Here is a 14953-nt window from a genome sequence, read left to right on the forward strand (position 1 = left end):
GACGTTAACCCCCTAATATTTAACTACAGATGTTAACGTTCGGCCGACGCCTTCGGCCCACAGGGAATTGCCGCGTTTATGCCGACCAGCCAGACCTTCACACTTTTACTTAACCACCAGCGCCGGCGCGACCGGCGCTACCTGACACTGTTGGCCCTGGGTATGGCGGTGGCGCTGATGTTCAGCCTGAGCGCCGGCGATCTTTGGTTGTGGCCGAACCAGTGGTTTGGCGATGCCGCCAAGCTATTTGTCTGGCAGCTGCGCCTGCCGCGCGCGCTGGCGGTGATGCTGGTGGGCGCCAGCCTGGCGGTGGCCGGCGCGGTGATGCAGGCGCTGTTTGAAAACCCGCTGGCGGAGCCGGGGCTGCTGGGAGTGGCCAACGGCGCCGGCGTAGCCCTGGTGCTGACGGTCTTACTGAGCCACGGCCTGCTGCCGGTGGCGTGGATGAGCCTCAGCGCGATTGTCGGCGCGCTGGCGATGACCTTTTTACTGCTCGGCTTTGCCCGTCGGCGGCGTCTGACCAATGCGCGTCTGCTGCTGGTGGGGGTGGCGCTGGGCATCGTCTGCAGCGCCGTGATGACCTGGGCGGTCTACTTCAGCTCCAGTCTGGATCTGCGCCAGCTGATGTACTGGATGATGGGCGGCTTTGGCGGCGTCGACTGGCGGCAGAAGTGGCTGATTCTGGCGCTGCTGCCGGCGGTGCTGTGGCTGTGCCGGCAGGGCAAGGCGCTTAACCTGATGACGCTGGGGGAAACCCAGGCGCGTCAGCTGGGTCTGCCGCTGCATCTGTGGCGCAACCTGCTGGTGCTGGCCGTTGGCTGGCTGGTGGGCGTCAGCGTCGCGCTGGCGGGGGTCATCGGCTTTGTTGGCCTGGTGATCCCGCATATGCTGCGGCTGAGCGGCCTGACCGATCAGCGCTATCTGCTGCCGGGCTGCGCGCTGGCCGGCGCCGGCGTGCTGCTGGCCGCCGATGTGCTGGCGCGTATTACGCTGCTGTCGGCGGAGTTGCCGATCGGCGTGGTGACCGCCACCCTCGGCGCGCCGCTGTTTATCTGGCTACTGACCCGGGTGAGGGCGTAAGCTGGGGCTGACATCCGGCCCCGACGCCGGACTTTTACCCATAACGACTCGCAAACTGACAGGATAACGATGATGACGCAGGCTATTTATGACATTCCGCTGACCACGATCGACAATCGCCAGACCACGCTGCAGGCGTATCAGGGCGATGTGCTGCTGGTGGTCAATGTGGCTTCTGAGTGCGGGCTGACCAAACAGTACGCCGGGCTGGAAACGCTGTACGAAACCTATCGCCAACAGGGACTGACGGTGCTGGGCTTCCCGTGCAATCAGTTCCTGGCGCAGGAGCCGGGCAGCAATGAACAGATCCAGGCGTTTTGCCAGACCACCTTCGGCGTGCAGTTCCCGCTGTTTAGCAAGATTGAGGTGAACGGCGCCAACCGCCATCCGCTGTACCAGGCGCTGATTGCCGCGCAGCCCGTTGCGCTGGCGCCGCAGGGCAGCGAGTTTATGGCGCGACGCATCAGTAAGGATCAGGGGCCGAAACAGCCCGGCGATATCCTGTGGAACTTTGAAAAATTCCTGATTAGCCGCGACGGCCAGGTGATCCAGCGCTTTGCGCCGGATATGACGCCGGAAGATCCGCAGCTGACGGCGGCGGTTGAGCAGGCGCTGGGCCGTTAAGGAAGCGGATGACGATGCTGCAGCTCAGCCAGGTTGGGGTCGCGGGGCGTCTGGCCCCGTTTAACGCGCAGGTCGAGGCGGGATGGCAGGTGCATTTGATCGGCCCGAACGGTGCCGGCAAGAGCAGCCTGCTGGCGCGCTTGGCGGGGCTGCTGCCGGGAGAAGGCGCGATCGCGCTGGACGGTCGGCCGCTGGACGACTATCAGGCCGCAGAGCTGGCGCGGCGGCGCGCCTATCTGAGCCAGCAACAGCCGCCGGCGGCGCTGATGCCGGTATTTCAGTACCTGGCGTTGCACCAGCCGGCGGGCGCTGCGCCGCAGGCGGTGGAAAACGCGATTTTTTACCTGTGTCAGCAGCTGAAACTGAGCGATAAGCTGTCGCGCATGCTGCAGCAGCTTTCCGGCGGCGAGTGGCAGCGGGTGCGGCTGGCGGCGGCGCTGCTGCAGGTATGGCCCAGCATTAATCCGCACGGCCGGCTGCTGCTGCTGGACGAACCGACCAGCGCGCTCGACGTGGCGCAGAAAGTGGCGTTGGATCGCCTGCTGCATGAGTTTTGCCGCAGCGGGCGCAGCGCGCTGGTGTGCGCGCACGATCTTAACCATACGCTGCAGCAGGCGGATCGCGTCTGGCTGCTGCAGGCCGGGCAGGTGCTGCGGCAGGGCGCCACGCGTGAGGTGATGGAGCCGGCGCTGCTGTCGCAGATTTATGACGTGGAGTTTCATATGCAGGCGGTGGGCGACCGGCGCTGGATTATGACGACCACCGCCTGAGCGTATTATTCCGGTCGGTCATACCGCAGGCTGCAACTGCGCACAGTCAGCCGAACCATCGACCGGAGTAAGCGCGTTGCGATTCCTTCTCTTGCCGTCTCTTCTGTATAAACGAAATATCAACAGACTGGATAAAATAGCCGGCTAATTACCGGCGCAGCGCCGGTTTATATTTGACTTAAATACACCCATTTCCTTGAAAAACACGCCTCGCGTGCTAGGCTAAATAAGTTCACTTATTTTAAGGGATAATTGTTAATAATTATAACTTATTGTTTTTTGGTGGATTTGCACTTTCCCCTTCGGCGAGTCCGCCGTCAAAACTTCCGCAGAAAATGAATTTCATCTTAAGGTTCAGTTAAGCTTGTCGCCGTACATTGACCATGGAACAACCGGAAACGACTTTCTCCGGCGTTTACTATCCGTTAAATAAAAACGCCTTACATTGTAATTGAAATCACGTTGCAATCTTTGAGGTTTACTATGGATCAATTCTTGCCTTTCTCTCGTCCGGCAATTGGCGATGAAGAAATTGCGGCGGTAGGCAAGGTGCTGACGTCCGGCTGGATCACCACCGGGCCGCAAAATCAGCAGCTGGAAGCGGATTTTTGCCGCACCTTTGGCTGCCGGCATGCGGTAGCGGTCAGTTCCGCCACGGCGGGCATGCATATTACGCTGATGGCGCTCGGCATCGGCCCGGGCGATGAGGTGATTACCCCGTCGCAAACCTGGGTATCGACCCTCAATATGATCGAATTACTGGGCGCAACGCCGGTGATGATTGACGTTGACCGCGAGACGCTGATGGTCAGCGCCGCCGCGGTGGAGGCTGCGATAACCCCCCGGACCAAAGCCATTGTGCCGGTGCATTACGCCGGCGCGCCGCTGCCGCTGGATGCACTGCGCGAGGTGGCGCAGCGACACCAGCTGCCGCTGATTGAGGACGCCGCACACGCGGTGGGCGCCCGCTATCAGGGCGAGTGGGTCGGCGCGCGCGGCACGGCAATTTTCTCCTTCCATGCGATAAAAAACCTGACCTGTGCCGAAGGTGGCCTGATCGCCACCGACGACGCGGAACTGGCCGAGCGCGTGCGGCGTCTGAAGTTTCACGGTCTGGGGGTGGATGCGTTCGACCGCCAGACCCAGGGACGCACGCCGCAGGCGGAAGTGGTGGAGCCCGGCTACAAATACAACCTGTCCGACATTCATGCGGCGATCGCCGTGGTGCAGCTGGCGCGGCTGCCGCAGCTGAACGCGCGCCGCAAGGCGCTGGCCGAGCGCTACCTGCAGGCGCTGCAGGGTACGCCGTTCCTGCCGCTGGGGCTGCCGGACTATCCGCACGACCACGCCTGGCACCTGTTTATGGTGCGGGTGGACGCCGAACGCTGCGGTTTCGACCGCGATACGCTGATGGCGCGCCTGAAGGCGCTGGGCATCGGCACCGGGCTGCATTTTCGCGCTGCGCACACGCAAAAATTCTACCGTGAGCGCTATCCGCAGCTGCGCCTGCCGCATACCGAATGGAACTCGGCGCGGCTGTGTACGCTGCCGCTGTTCCCGGATATGAGCGAGGCGGACGTCGACCGCGTGGTCAGCGCGCTGTTCAGCTTACTGGAGGCGTCCCGTGTCGCAGGTTGAACCGATCAACAAAGTCTCAGTCGTCATCCCGGTTTATAACGAACAGGAGAGCCTGCCGGCGCTGCTGGAACGCACCACGGCGGCCTGTCATCAGCTGACGCAGGCGTATGAAATCATTCTGGTGGACGACGGCAGCAGCGACGCCTCCGCCGATATGCTGACCGCGGCGGCCGAGCGGCCGGACAGCCATGTCATCGCGGTGCTGCTGAACCGCAACTACGGCCAGCATTCGGCGATTATGGCCGGTTTTAATCAGGTGAGCGGCGATCTGGTGATCACGCTGGACGCCGATCTGCAAAACCCGCCGGAAGAGATCCCGCGGCTGGTCAGCGTGGCGGAGCAGGGGTACGACGTGGTGGGCACCGTGCGCGCCAACCGGCAGGACTCCTGGTTCCGTAAAAGCGCCTCCAAAGTGATCAATCTGATGATCCAGCGCGCCACCGGCAAATCGATGGGCGATTACGGCTGCATGCTGCGTGCCTATCGGCGTCATATCGTCGAGGCGATGCTGCACTGCCACGAACGCAGCACCTTTATTCCGATTCTGGCGAACACCTTCGCCCGCCGCACGACGGAAATAGACGTGCGGCACGCCGAGCGCGAGTTCGGCGACTCCAAATACAGCCTGATGAAGCTGATTAACCTGATGTACGACCTGCTCACCTGTCTGACCACCACGCCGCTGCGTCTGCTCAGCGTGGTCGGCAGCGTGGTGGCGCTGTGCGGGTTTGTCCTGGCGCTGCTGCTGTTCACGCTGCGTCTGGTGCTGGGGCCGGAGTGGGCGGAGGGCGGGGTCTTCACGCTGTTTGCCGTGCTGTTCACCTTTATCGGCGCGCAGTTTGTCGGCATGGGGCTGCTCGGTGAGTACATCGGGCGTATCTACACCGACGTGCGTGCGCGCCCGCGTTATTTTGTTCAGAAAGTGGTCGGCAAACGGTCAGACCCAAAGACTCAGGAAGAAGAACGATGAAAGCGATTGTATTTGCTTACCATGATATTGGCTGCGCCGGTCTGCAGGCGCTGACTGACGCAGGTTACGACATTCAGGCGGTGTTTACCCATACCGACGCGCCTGGCGAAAACCACTTTTTCTCTTCGGTTGCGCGCCTGGGGGCCGAGCTGGGTCTGCCGGTCTATGCGCCGGAGGACGTCAACCACCCGCTGTGGGTCGAGCGTATCCGCGAGCTGCAGCCGGAGATTATTTTCTCGTTCTACTACCGTAACCTGCTGAGCGACGAGGTGCTGTCGCTGGCGCCGCTGGGCGGCTTCAACCTGCACGGTTCGCTGCTGCCGCGCTACCGCGGCCGCGCGCCGGTGAACTGGGTGCTGGTCAACGGCGAAAGCGAAACCGGCGTTACGCTGCATAAAATGGTCAAACGGCCGGACGCCGGCGATATCGTCGGCCAGCAGCGGGTGGCGATCGCCGAGGAGGACAGCGCGCTGACGCTGCACAAAAAAGTGCTGGCGGCGGCCGCGCACCTGTTGGAAGAGCAACTGCCGAAGCTGAAAAACGGCAGCGCAACCTTCAGCCCGCAGGATGAATCTCAGGCCAGCTATTTCGGCCGCCGCAGCGCCGCCGATGGTGAAATCCAGTGGCACCACAGCGCCGGCGCCATCCATAACCTGGTGCGGGCGGTGACCGAGCCGTATCCCGGCGCGTTCAGCTATCTGGGGCAGCGCAAACTGATCGTCTGGCGCTCGCGTCCGCTGGCGATTGAGCATGACAAACAGCCCGGCACGGTGCTCAGTATCGCGCCGCTGGTGGTGGCCTGCGGCGAAGGCGCGCTGGAGATTATCGCCGGGCAGAATGAGGCCGGCCTGTACGTGCAGGGCAGCCGGCTGGCGCAGGAGATGGGCATCGTGGCCGATGTGCGCCTGCTGGCCAAACCGCAGTCGGCGCTGAAGCGTCGCACCCGCGTGCTGATCCTGGGGGTGAACGGTTTTATCGGCAACCACCTGACCGAGCGTCTGCTGCGGGAAGACCGCTATGAGATCTACGGGCTGGATATCGGCTCCGACGCCATCAGCCGTTTTCTGGACAATCCGCGCTTCCACTTTGTCGAGGGCGATATCAGCATTCACTCCGAGTGGATCGAATATCACATCAAGAAATGCGACGTGGTGCTGCCGCTGGTGGCGATCGCCACGCCGATCGAATATACCCGCAATCCGCTGCGGGTGTTCGAACTGGATTTTGAAGAGAACCTGAAGATCGTGCGCGACTGCGTGAAGTACAACAAACGCATCATCTTCCCGTCCACGTCGGAAGTGTACGGCATGTGCGACGATAAGGAGTTCGACGAAGATCGCTCCCGCCTGATCGTCGGGCCGATCAACAAACAGCGCTGGATCTATTCGGTATCCAAGCAGCTGCTCGACCGGGTGATCTGGGCCTACGGGGCTAAAGAGGGGCTGAAGTTCACGCTGTTCCGGCCGTTCAACTGGATGGGGCCGCGGCTGGACAACCTGGACGCCGCGCGTATCGGTTCCTCGCGCGCCATCACCCAGCTGATCCTCAACCTGGTGGAAGGCTCGCCGATCAAACTGATGGACGGCGGGGCGCAGAAGCGCTGCTTCACCGATATTAACGACGGGGTCGAGGCGCTGTACCGCATTATTGAAAACCGCGACGGGCTGTGCGACGGCCAGATTGTCAATATCGGCAATCCCACCAACGAGGCGAGCATTCGTGAACTGGCGGAGATGTTGCTGGCCAGCTTTAACGACCACCCGCTGCGCGACCGTTTCCCGCCGTTTGCCGGCTTTAAAAACGTGGAAAGCAGCAGCTATTACGGCCAGGGCTATCAGGATGTGGAACACCGTAAGCCGAGTATCCGCAACGCCCGCCGCCTGCTGGACTGGCAGCCGACCATCGCCATGCAGCAGACCGTCGCCGAAACGCTGGACTACTTCCTGCGCACCACCGTGCAGGAGAGCGAGGAGGCATGAGGAAAGTCGGCCTGCGGGTGGATGTTGACACCTTCAGCGGCACCCGGGGCGGGGTGCCGCGCCTACTGGCGCTGTTTGAGCAGTACGGTATCCGCGCCAGCTTCTTCTTCAGCGTCGGGCCGGACAATATGGGGCGCCATTTATGGCGCCTGCTGCGGCCGCAGTTTCTGTGGAAGATGCTGCGCTCCAACGCCGCCTCACTTTACGGCTGGGATATTTTGCTGGCGGGCACCGCCTGGCCCGGCCGCCATATTGCGCGCACGCTGGCGCCGCTGATGCAGCAGACCGCCGCCGCCGGCCATGAGGTCGGGCTGCACGCCTGGGATCACCAGGGCTGGCAGGCCAACGCCGGCCGCTGGTCCGAAGCGCAGCTGGCGCGGCAGGTGCAGTTGGGCGTTGATGCGCTGAGCGCCGCCATCGGCCAGCCGGTGCGCTGTTCGGCAGTCGCCGGCTGGCGCGCCGACCGGCGCGTGCTGACGGTGAAAGAGCGCTTCGGCTTTGACTACAACAGCGACTGCCGCGGTACGCGGCCGTTCCGTCCGCGTCTTGACGACGGTTCGCTGGGGACGGTGCAAATCCCGGTGACGCTGCCGACCTTTGATGAGGCGATCGGCCGCGAAGTCAGTATGGCGGGCTTTAATGATTACATTCTGCAGGCGATAGAACGGGACGCCGGCGTGCCGGTGTACACCATCCACACCGAGGTGGAAGGCATGTCGCAGGCGGTGATGTTTGAGCAGCTACTGCAGCGGGCGCAGCGGCAGGGCATTGAATTCTGCCCGCTGAGCGCGCTGTTGCCTGCGGATGTGGCGTCGCTGCCGGTCGGCGACATTGAGCGCGCGCCGTTTCCCGGCCGTGAAGGTTGGCTGGGCCGTCAAACTGAAGTGAAGGACGTTGCATGAAGTCGTTAAAACACGCCTGGGCCATCGTTGCCGCGCTGTTTTTTGCGCTGGCGTATCTGCTGCCGCTGAACGGTCGTCTGCTGTGGCAGCCGGATGAAACCCGCTATGCGGAAATCAGCCGTGAAATGCTGCAGCGCGGCGACTGGGTGGTGCCGCATCTGCTGGGGCTGCGCTACTTTGAAAAACCGGTGGCGGGCTACTGGATTAACAATATCAGCCAGTGGCTGTTTGGCGACTCCAACTTTGCCGTGCGCTTCGGCTCGGCGTTTTGCAGCGGCGTCAGTGCGCTGCTGGTGTTTGCGCTGGCGCTGCTGATGTGGCGCAACGCGCGCCGCGCCGGCCTGGCGGCGCTGATATTCCTGTCGATGGTGCTGGTGTTCAGCATCGGCACCTACAGCGTGCTCGACCCGATGATCGCGCTGTGGATGACGGCGGCGATGGTCAGTTACTATCTGGCGCTGCAGGCGGCCTCGGTGCGCGGCAAGCTGGGCGCTTATGCGCTGCTCGGTCTGGCCTGCGGCATGGGGTTTATGACCAAAGGCTTTCTGGCTTTGGCGGTGCCGGTGATCGCGGTGCTGCCGATCGCGATAGCGCAGCGGCGCGTGCGCGATCTGCTGATCTACGGCCCGCTGGCGATCGTTACGGCGGCGCTACTCAGCCTGCCGTGGGCGCTGGCGATCGCCGAACGTGAGCCGGACTTCTGGCACTACTTTTTCTGGATTGAGCATATCCAGCGCTTTGCCGAGGATAATGCGCAGCATAAGGCGCCGTTCTGGTATTACCTGCCGGTGCTGATGGCCGGCGTGCTGCCGTGGCTGGCGCTGTTGCCGGGTTCGCTGCTGAAGGGTTGGCGCGAGCGTGCCGCGCGGCCGGAGCTGTTTTTCCTGCTCAGCTGGGTGCTGATGCCGCTGCTGTTTTTCAGCATCGCCAAGGGTAAACTGCCGACCTATATTCTGCCCTGTATGGCGCCGCTGGCGCTGCTGATGGCGGAGTATGCCGAAGAGCGGCTGAGCGCGCTGCGCAACCGGGTATTCCGGGTGAACGCGCTGCTGAACGGCCTGTTCGGCGCGCTGGGGCTGATGGCGCTGTTGCTGCTCGGCAGCGGCCTGCTGCCGGGCACGCCGTTATACGGCACGCACGAGGGGATAAAACTGGCGCTGGGGGCGACGGCGTTTGCCGGCTGGCTGCTGTTCGCCGTGCTGTCGCTCGGCAACGGCGCCCGCCGCTGGCCGTGGGCGGCAGCCTGTCCGCTGCTGCTGTGTCTGCTGATCGGCTATGCCATTCCGCAGCAGGTGATCGACGCCAAACAGCCGCAGAACTTTATCCGCGCCAATCAGGTTCTGCTGACGCACAGCCGCTACGTGTTGAGCGACAGCGTCGGGCTGGCCGCCGGTTTATCCTGGCAGCTAAAGCGCAGCGACGTGCTGATGTACAACGAACAGGGCGAGGTGGGGTATGGGCTGGGCTATGCCGATGCGCGTGAGCGGTTTATCGGCGGCGACGAATTCGCCGCGTGGCTGGCACAGGCGCGCCGGCAGGGCAGCGTATCGCTGGCGCTGCAGCTGTCGCGCGGGGAGCAGCTGTCCGATCGGTTGCCGCCGCCGGATAAGGTGCAGCGCATGAACCGCTACGTACTGTACTGGTATCAGCAGCGGCCATGAGCGGCTATCTGCTGGTGCTGCTGGCGTGTCTGCTGACCTGTGGCGGACAGCTGTGTCAGAAACAGGCGGCGCGCGGCTGGCGGCTGCCGGCCGCGGTGCGCCGTCGCTACCTGCTGCGCTGGCTGGCGCTGGCGCTGACGCTGCTGGCGGCGGGGATGGCGGTCTGGCTGGCGGTGCTGCAGCGGCTGCCGCTCAGCCAGGCCTATCCGATGCTCAGCCTGAATTTTGTGCTGGTGACGCTGGCGTCGCGTCGTGTGTTTAAGGAGTCGATTACGCCGCGCCACTGGTGCGGCGTGGTGACGATTGTCGCGGGGATTGTGCTGATGAGCCTGCCGCTATGAGCAAGGGCTACGTTTGGGGCATCGCCAGCGTGCTGCTGGTCAGCGTCGCGCAGCTGCTGATGAAGTGGGGCATGATGCAATTGCCGCCGCTGTCGCTGAGCATGACGCTGCCGACGGCGGAGAGCCTGACGCCGCTGCTGGCGGTGGCCGCCGGCATCGCCGGCTACGGGCTGTCGATGCTGTGCTGGCTGATGGCGCTGCGCACCCTGGCGCTGAGCCGCGCCTATCCGCTGTTGAGCATCAGCTACGCGCTGGTGTATCTGGCGGCGGTGGCGTTGCCGTGGTTTAACGAATCCGCCAGCCTGTCAAAAAGCCTGGGGACGCTGCTGATTCTGCTGGGGGTCTGGCTGATTACGCGGCGGAAGGCGCGGCAGCGCTAAAAATTGGCGTGATATCAGAATTATCCCGGTTGAAACTTGCCTTTTTTACGCCGGCGAGGATAAATTAGCCGCATGGCGCCGTGACTTCCCGCCGCGCGGGCAATGCGGCAATCTAGGCAAGCAAGGGATGATAACAATGCGTACCTGGTTCTTACTGCTCAGCCTGGTGCTGGCCGGCTGCAGCAGCCACGCGCCGCCGCCGAGCGGCCGGCTGGCGGATTCCATCGTGGTGGTAGCGCAGCTGAACGAACAGCTGCAGCAGTGGCACGGCACGCCTTACCGTTACGGCGGGCTGGATCGCGGCGGCGTTGACTGCTCCGGCTTTGTCTACCGCACCTTCCGCGACCGTTTCGATATGCAGCTGCCGCGCTCGACGGAAGATCAGACCTCAATCGGCAATAAAGTCTCGCGCGATGAACTGATGCCGGGCGATCTGGTGTTCTTCAAAACCGGCCACGGAGAAAACGGCCTGCACGTCGGGATTTATGACACCAACGATCAGTTTATTCACGCCTCTACCAGCCGCGGGGTGATCCGCTCCTCGCTGAACAACGTGTATTGGAAAAAAGTGTACTGGCAGGCGCGCCGCATCTAGGCGCCCGCTTTTTTCGGTAAGCGAAAATGTCGTATTCCGTTATCATGGCGGCATGATGTTCTGACTGGTAACGGCAATGACGACCCTGCGCGTATTGATTTCTGATTCTTACGATCCCTGGTTCAATCTGGCGGTGGAAGAGTGCATCTTCCGCGAGATGAGCACGCAAAAAATCCTGTTTCTGTGGCGCAATGCGGAAACGGTGGTGATCGGCCAGTCGCAAAACCCGTGGAAAGAGTGCAACACCCGGCGTATGGAGCAGGACGGCATCCGGCTGGCGCGCCGCAGCAGCGGCGGCGGGGCGGTGTTCCATGATTTGGGCAACACCTGCTTTACCTTTATGGCCGGCAAGCCGGGCTACGATAAAAGCGTATCGACGCAGATTATCCTGCAGGCGCTGGCGACGCTGGGCATCCGGGCTACGGCGTCCGGGCGCAACGATCTGGTGATCGACACCGCCGCAGGCCCGCGCAAGATCTCCGGCTCCGCCTACCGTGAAACGCAGGATCGCGGCTTCCACCACGGCACGCTGCTGCTGAACGCCGATCTGAACCGCCTGGCGGACTACCTGAACCCCGATGAGAAAAAACTGCAGGCCAAAGGCATTACCTCGGTGCGTTCACGGGTGGCCAACCTGGCGGAGTTTTTACCGACGATCGGCCACCAGCAGGTGTGTGACGCCATCGTGCAGGCGTTTTTCGCCTATTACGGCGGCAGCGCCGTGGCGGAAGTGATCTCGCCCGATGTGTATCCCGACCTGCCTAATTTTGCCGAACAGTTTGCCAAACAGAGCAGCTGGGCGTGGAATTTCGGCAAGGCGCCGGCCTTCAGCCATCTGCTGAACGAGCGTTTCAGCTGGGGCGGAGTGGATATCTTTTTTGACGTTGAGCAGGGTGCGATCAGCCGCTCGCAGATTTTTACCGACAGCCTGCAGCCGGCGGCATTGCAGCGGCTGGCTGAACTGCTGGTGGGCTGCGCCTACCGCAGCGACGCGGTGGCGGCGTGCTGCCGGCAGTTGGCTGATGAGTATCCGGCCCAGCGGGCGGAGCTGACGCAGCTGTGCGACTGGCTCAGTGAAACCATCAAATAATCGTCGTTCAGGCCGGGCGACGGCGCATCTTGTCCGCCGTTGCCCGTGATTTATCGCCTGTTGCGGGTTGCGCCGCGGCAAAAAACAGACGAGCATTTTCCCCGTCATTCAATGCCGCGAATAACGGCGATAATTGTTCTCTAATCAGATTAAATCCGACGTAACGCAAATCGGCGTGCGTGAAAAAACAAAAGATAAGATATTTCTTGGTGGTGACGGGTGTTTCTGGTTAATTAAAATAATTAACTCAAATTGTTAGCATACTGCGAGGCGTTAACTGGGATATAGCGCAGAGTTGCGTACTGTAAACTATTATTACTCTCAGTTTTTTCTCATTTTTCGGCCGCGTGCGTGACTTTCTTATCGTTTAAAGCTATCAATCTAATACTTATTTATTGGTATGCGCATCGTTATTTCCGATCAATACACCGGTGATTGATCGATAAAAATTATTGATATACGATGAGGTGCTCGCCATTTTTATTCCGGCATTAAAATGAAAATCCAATTTGAAACCGACTTTATCATTCGCCACGTGTTTCAGCCTGTCTATACCCTCGGAGGACGACTGCTGGCGGTAGACATGCAAAGCCGTTTCAATAGCCAGGACGGCGCTTTAGCGATGCCGACGGAGATTGGCGTTAATTTATTGTCTGCCGCGCAGAAGGCCGCGTTATTTTATGAGCAGCTGGCGCTGATAGAGGCCAGGGCAGACTGGTTTATTATGCACCAGGTGTTATTAACGATTAATGTTGACGATGCGCAGGCGAGATTACTGCTGCAGGATAATGAACTGCGTCAGCGCCTGCGGCGGCAGCCGTTTATTGTGATTGAAATCAGCGAAAGCTTTCCCCGGCTGTCGGACGGGAAAAACAATGAGACTATCCGCCGTCTCAGCGAGAATTTCACGCTGTGGTTGGATGATTTCGGCTCCGGACAGGCTACGCTGACGCCGCTGTACGACGGCCTGTTCCGCTATGTAAAAATAGACAAACGTTTTTACTGGCGGCTGTTTTCCCACCCCGGTTCCGATACGGTGCTGGATTCGCTGTTAAGAAATATCAATTTGCTGTGTAAGGGCATTATCGTCAGCGGTATAGAAAACAAAGCCTATTTTAATCACCTGGATCGCGCCGGTGTTTTAGGCCTGCAAGGTTTCTTATGGCCGGCCGTCGATGCAGAACGGTTGGATACGCTGCGTATAATACCGACAGAATTTATTACCGCCGGTTCACCGGATAATAAATAGCCCTAAAAGTATTTAATACCGTCAATATATCCACATAAATAAAGTGCGTAACCGGCGTTAATTTAACCGCGGATAGTCGTGACGCACGCTGAAAACCCGCCGGCTTTTCCTGGCTATTCCTTATCTCCTTGCAATTACTCCGTGTTAATCCGCCGTCGCAGGCAGTAGAGTAGGCGGAATGCCCGCGCACCGCCGTCAGAGGCGGCGCGTCCCGTTGCCACGGAGATCCTATGCCGCAGTTTGATAACGCCTATTACCGACAGCTACCCGGTTTCTATACCGCCCTGACGCCCACCCCGCTGGAAGGGGCGCGCCTGCTGTACCACAGTGCGCCGCTGGCGCAGCAGCTGGGGCTGGATGACAGTTGGTTTAACGCGGAAAATACTCCGGTCTGGAGCGGAGAGCGCCTGCTGCCGGGCATGCAGCCGCTGGCGCAGGTCTACAGCGGCCATCAGTTTGGCGTCTGGGCCGGACAGCTGGGCGACGGGCGCGGTATTTTACTGGGGGAACAGCGCCTGCCGGACGGCACGCACCTCGACTGGCACCTGAAGGGCGCCGGCCTGACGCCGTATTCCCGCATGGGCGACGGCCGCGCGGTGCTGCGTTCGGCGATCCGCGAGTTTCTGGCGTCGGAGGCGATGCACCACCTGGGCATCGCCACCACGCGTGCGCTGACGGTGGTCACCAGCGACCAGCCGGTCTACCGCGAGCAGCCCGAGCGCGGCGCGATGCTGCTGCGGGTGGCGGAAAGCCACGTGCGCTTCGGCCATTTCGAACATTTCTACTACCGCCAGCAGCCGGATCAGGTGCGGCAACTGGCCGACTTTGTCATTGAACGTCACTGGCCGCAGCTGGCCGACCAGCAGGATAAATATCTGCTCTGGTTCACCGACGTGGCGGAGCGCACCGCACGGCTGATGGCGGACTGGCAGACGGTCGGCTTCGCCCACGGCGTGATGAATACCGACAATATGTCGATTCTCGGCCTGACCATCGACTACGGCCCTTACGGTTTTCTCGACGACTATCAGCCGGGCTATATCTGCAACCACTCGGATCATCAGGGGCGCTATGCCTTTGACAACCAGCCGGCGGTGGCGCTGTGGAATCTGCACCGCCTGGCGCAGGCGCTGTCGCCGCTGATGACCCCGCAGCAGCTGCAGCAGGCGCTGACGGCGTATGAGCCGGCGCTGATGCGCGCCTATGGCGACCGCATGCGCGCCAAGCTGGGCTTCTTCAGCCAGCAGCGGCAGGATAACGATCTGCTTACCGAGCTGCTGAGCCTGATGGCGCAGGAGGGGCGCGACTATACCCGCACCTTCCGCCTGCTGAGCGAGGTGGAACAGCAGCAGGCGCAGACGCCGCTGCGCGATGAGTTTATCGACCGCGAGGCGTTTGACGGTTGGTACCGCCGCTACCGCGAGCGGCTGCAGCAGGAGCAGGTGGGCGATGCGCAGCGCCGGCAGGCGATGCAGGCGGTGAACCCGAAGCTGATCCTGCGCAACTACCTGGCGCAGGAGGCGATCGCCGCGGCGGAGCAGGACGACGCCAGCAAGCTGGCGCATCTGCACCAGGCATTGCTGAAGCCGTATGACGACGACGCGCGCTATGACGCGCTGGCGGCGCTGCCGCCGGAGTGGGGCAAGCACCTGGAGATCTCCTGCTCCAGCTGAT

Annotated in this window: 14 protein-coding genes; all 14 read left to right on the forward strand. The window is 61.7% G+C overall.

Annotated features, from left to right (window positions below; translation table 11 throughout):
* Nucleotides 1–78 precede the first annotated feature (78 nt).
* The 14 genes from btuC (at nucleotide 79) to D781_RS09570 (ending at nucleotide 14952) form a co-directional block, all read left to right on the forward strand.
* Nucleotides 79–1080 (forward strand): vitamin B12 ABC transporter permease BtuC, encoded by a 1002-nt coding sequence (gene btuC / locus D781_RS09505; RefSeq protein ID WP_015672107.1) that lies wholly within the window; start codon nucleotides 79–81, stop codon nucleotides 1078–1080.
* Nucleotides 1081–1152: 72 nt separating this feature from the next.
* Nucleotides 1153–1704 (forward strand): glutathione peroxidase, encoded by a 552-nt coding sequence (locus D781_RS09510; RefSeq protein WP_041411785.1) that lies wholly within the window; start codon nucleotides 1153–1155, stop codon nucleotides 1702–1704.
* Between the two features lie 14 nt (nucleotides 1705–1718).
* Nucleotides 1719–2474, forward strand: a complete 756-nt coding sequence (btuD, locus tag D781_RS09515; RefSeq protein WP_041412077.1) for a vitamin B12 ABC transporter ATP-binding protein BtuD — start codon at nucleotides 1719–1721, stop codon at nucleotides 2472–2474.
* Nucleotides 2475–2957: 483 nt separating this feature from the next.
* Nucleotides 2958–4112, forward strand: a complete 1155-nt coding sequence (gene arnB, locus D781_RS09520) for a UDP-4-amino-4-deoxy-L-arabinose aminotransferase (RefSeq protein ID WP_015672110.1) — start codon at nucleotides 2958–2960, stop codon at nucleotides 4110–4112.
* The gene (arnC, locus tag D781_RS09525; protein WP_015672111.1) at nucleotides 4099–5082 is read left to right on the forward strand and encodes an undecaprenyl-phosphate 4-deoxy-4-formamido-L-arabinose transferase; all 984 of its coding nucleotides are present in this window, start codon (nucleotides 4099–4101) and stop codon (nucleotides 5080–5082) included. The genes arnB and arnC overlap by 14 nt, the downstream gene beginning before the upstream one ends.
* On the forward strand, nucleotides 5079–7061 hold the full coding sequence (arnA, locus tag D781_RS09530; protein ID WP_015672112.1) for a bifunctional UDP-4-amino-4-deoxy-L-arabinose formyltransferase/UDP-glucuronic acid oxidase ArnA: 1983 nt from the start codon (nucleotides 5079–5081) through the stop codon (nucleotides 7059–7061). The genes arnC and arnA overlap by 4 nt, the downstream gene beginning before the upstream one ends.
* Nucleotides 7058–7963, forward strand: coding sequence for a 4-deoxy-4-formamido-L-arabinose-phosphoundecaprenol deformylase (gene arnD, locus D781_RS09535; protein WP_015672113.1), 906 nt, complete (start codon nucleotides 7058–7060; stop codon nucleotides 7961–7963). Before arnA ends, arnD begins: the two co-directional genes overlap by 4 nt.
* The gene (gene arnT / locus D781_RS09540; protein WP_015672114.1) at nucleotides 7960–9624 is read left to right on the forward strand and encodes a lipid IV(A) 4-amino-4-deoxy-L-arabinosyltransferase; all 1665 of its coding nucleotides are present in this window, start codon (nucleotides 7960–7962) and stop codon (nucleotides 9622–9624) included. The genes arnD and arnT overlap by 4 nt, the downstream gene beginning before the upstream one ends.
* The gene (gene arnE / locus D781_RS09545; RefSeq protein ID WP_015672115.1) at nucleotides 9621–9965 is read left to right on the forward strand and encodes a 4-amino-4-deoxy-L-arabinose-phosphoundecaprenol flippase subunit ArnE; all 345 of its coding nucleotides are present in this window, start codon (nucleotides 9621–9623) and stop codon (nucleotides 9963–9965) included. Before arnT ends, arnE begins: the two co-directional genes overlap by 4 nt.
* Entirely contained in the window at nucleotides 9962–10345 is a 384-nt protein-coding gene (gene arnF, locus D781_RS09550) for a 4-amino-4-deoxy-L-arabinose-phosphoundecaprenol flippase subunit ArnF (protein WP_015672116.1), read from the forward strand. The genes arnE and arnF overlap by 4 nt, the downstream gene beginning before the upstream one ends.
* 136 nt (nucleotides 10346–10481) lie before the next feature.
* A complete protein-coding gene (locus D781_RS09555; RefSeq protein ID WP_015672117.1) occupies nucleotides 10482–10940 on the forward strand; it encodes an NlpC/P60 family protein in 459 nt (152 codons plus the stop codon).
* Nucleotides 10941–11016: 76 nt separating this feature from the next.
* Entirely contained in the window at nucleotides 11017–12030 is a 1014-nt protein-coding gene (locus tag D781_RS09560) for a lipoate--protein ligase A (RefSeq protein ID WP_015672118.1), read from the forward strand.
* A gap of 496 nt (nucleotides 12031–12526) precedes the next feature.
* Nucleotides 12527–13279 (forward strand): EAL domain-containing protein, encoded by a 753-nt coding sequence (locus D781_RS09565; RefSeq protein WP_015672119.1) that lies wholly within the window; start codon nucleotides 12527–12529, stop codon nucleotides 13277–13279.
* 230 nt (nucleotides 13280–13509) lie between these two features.
* The gene (locus D781_RS09570; protein WP_015672120.1) at nucleotides 13510–14952 is read left to right on the forward strand and encodes a YdiU family protein; all 1443 of its coding nucleotides are present in this window, start codon (nucleotides 13510–13512) and stop codon (nucleotides 14950–14952) included.
* Nucleotide 14953: the final 1 nt, after the last annotated feature.

It is taken from the genome of Serratia sp. FGI94 (assembly GCF_000330865.1).
GTDB lineage: Bacteria > Pseudomonadota > Gammaproteobacteria > Enterobacterales > Enterobacteriaceae > Serratia_B > Serratia_B rubidaea.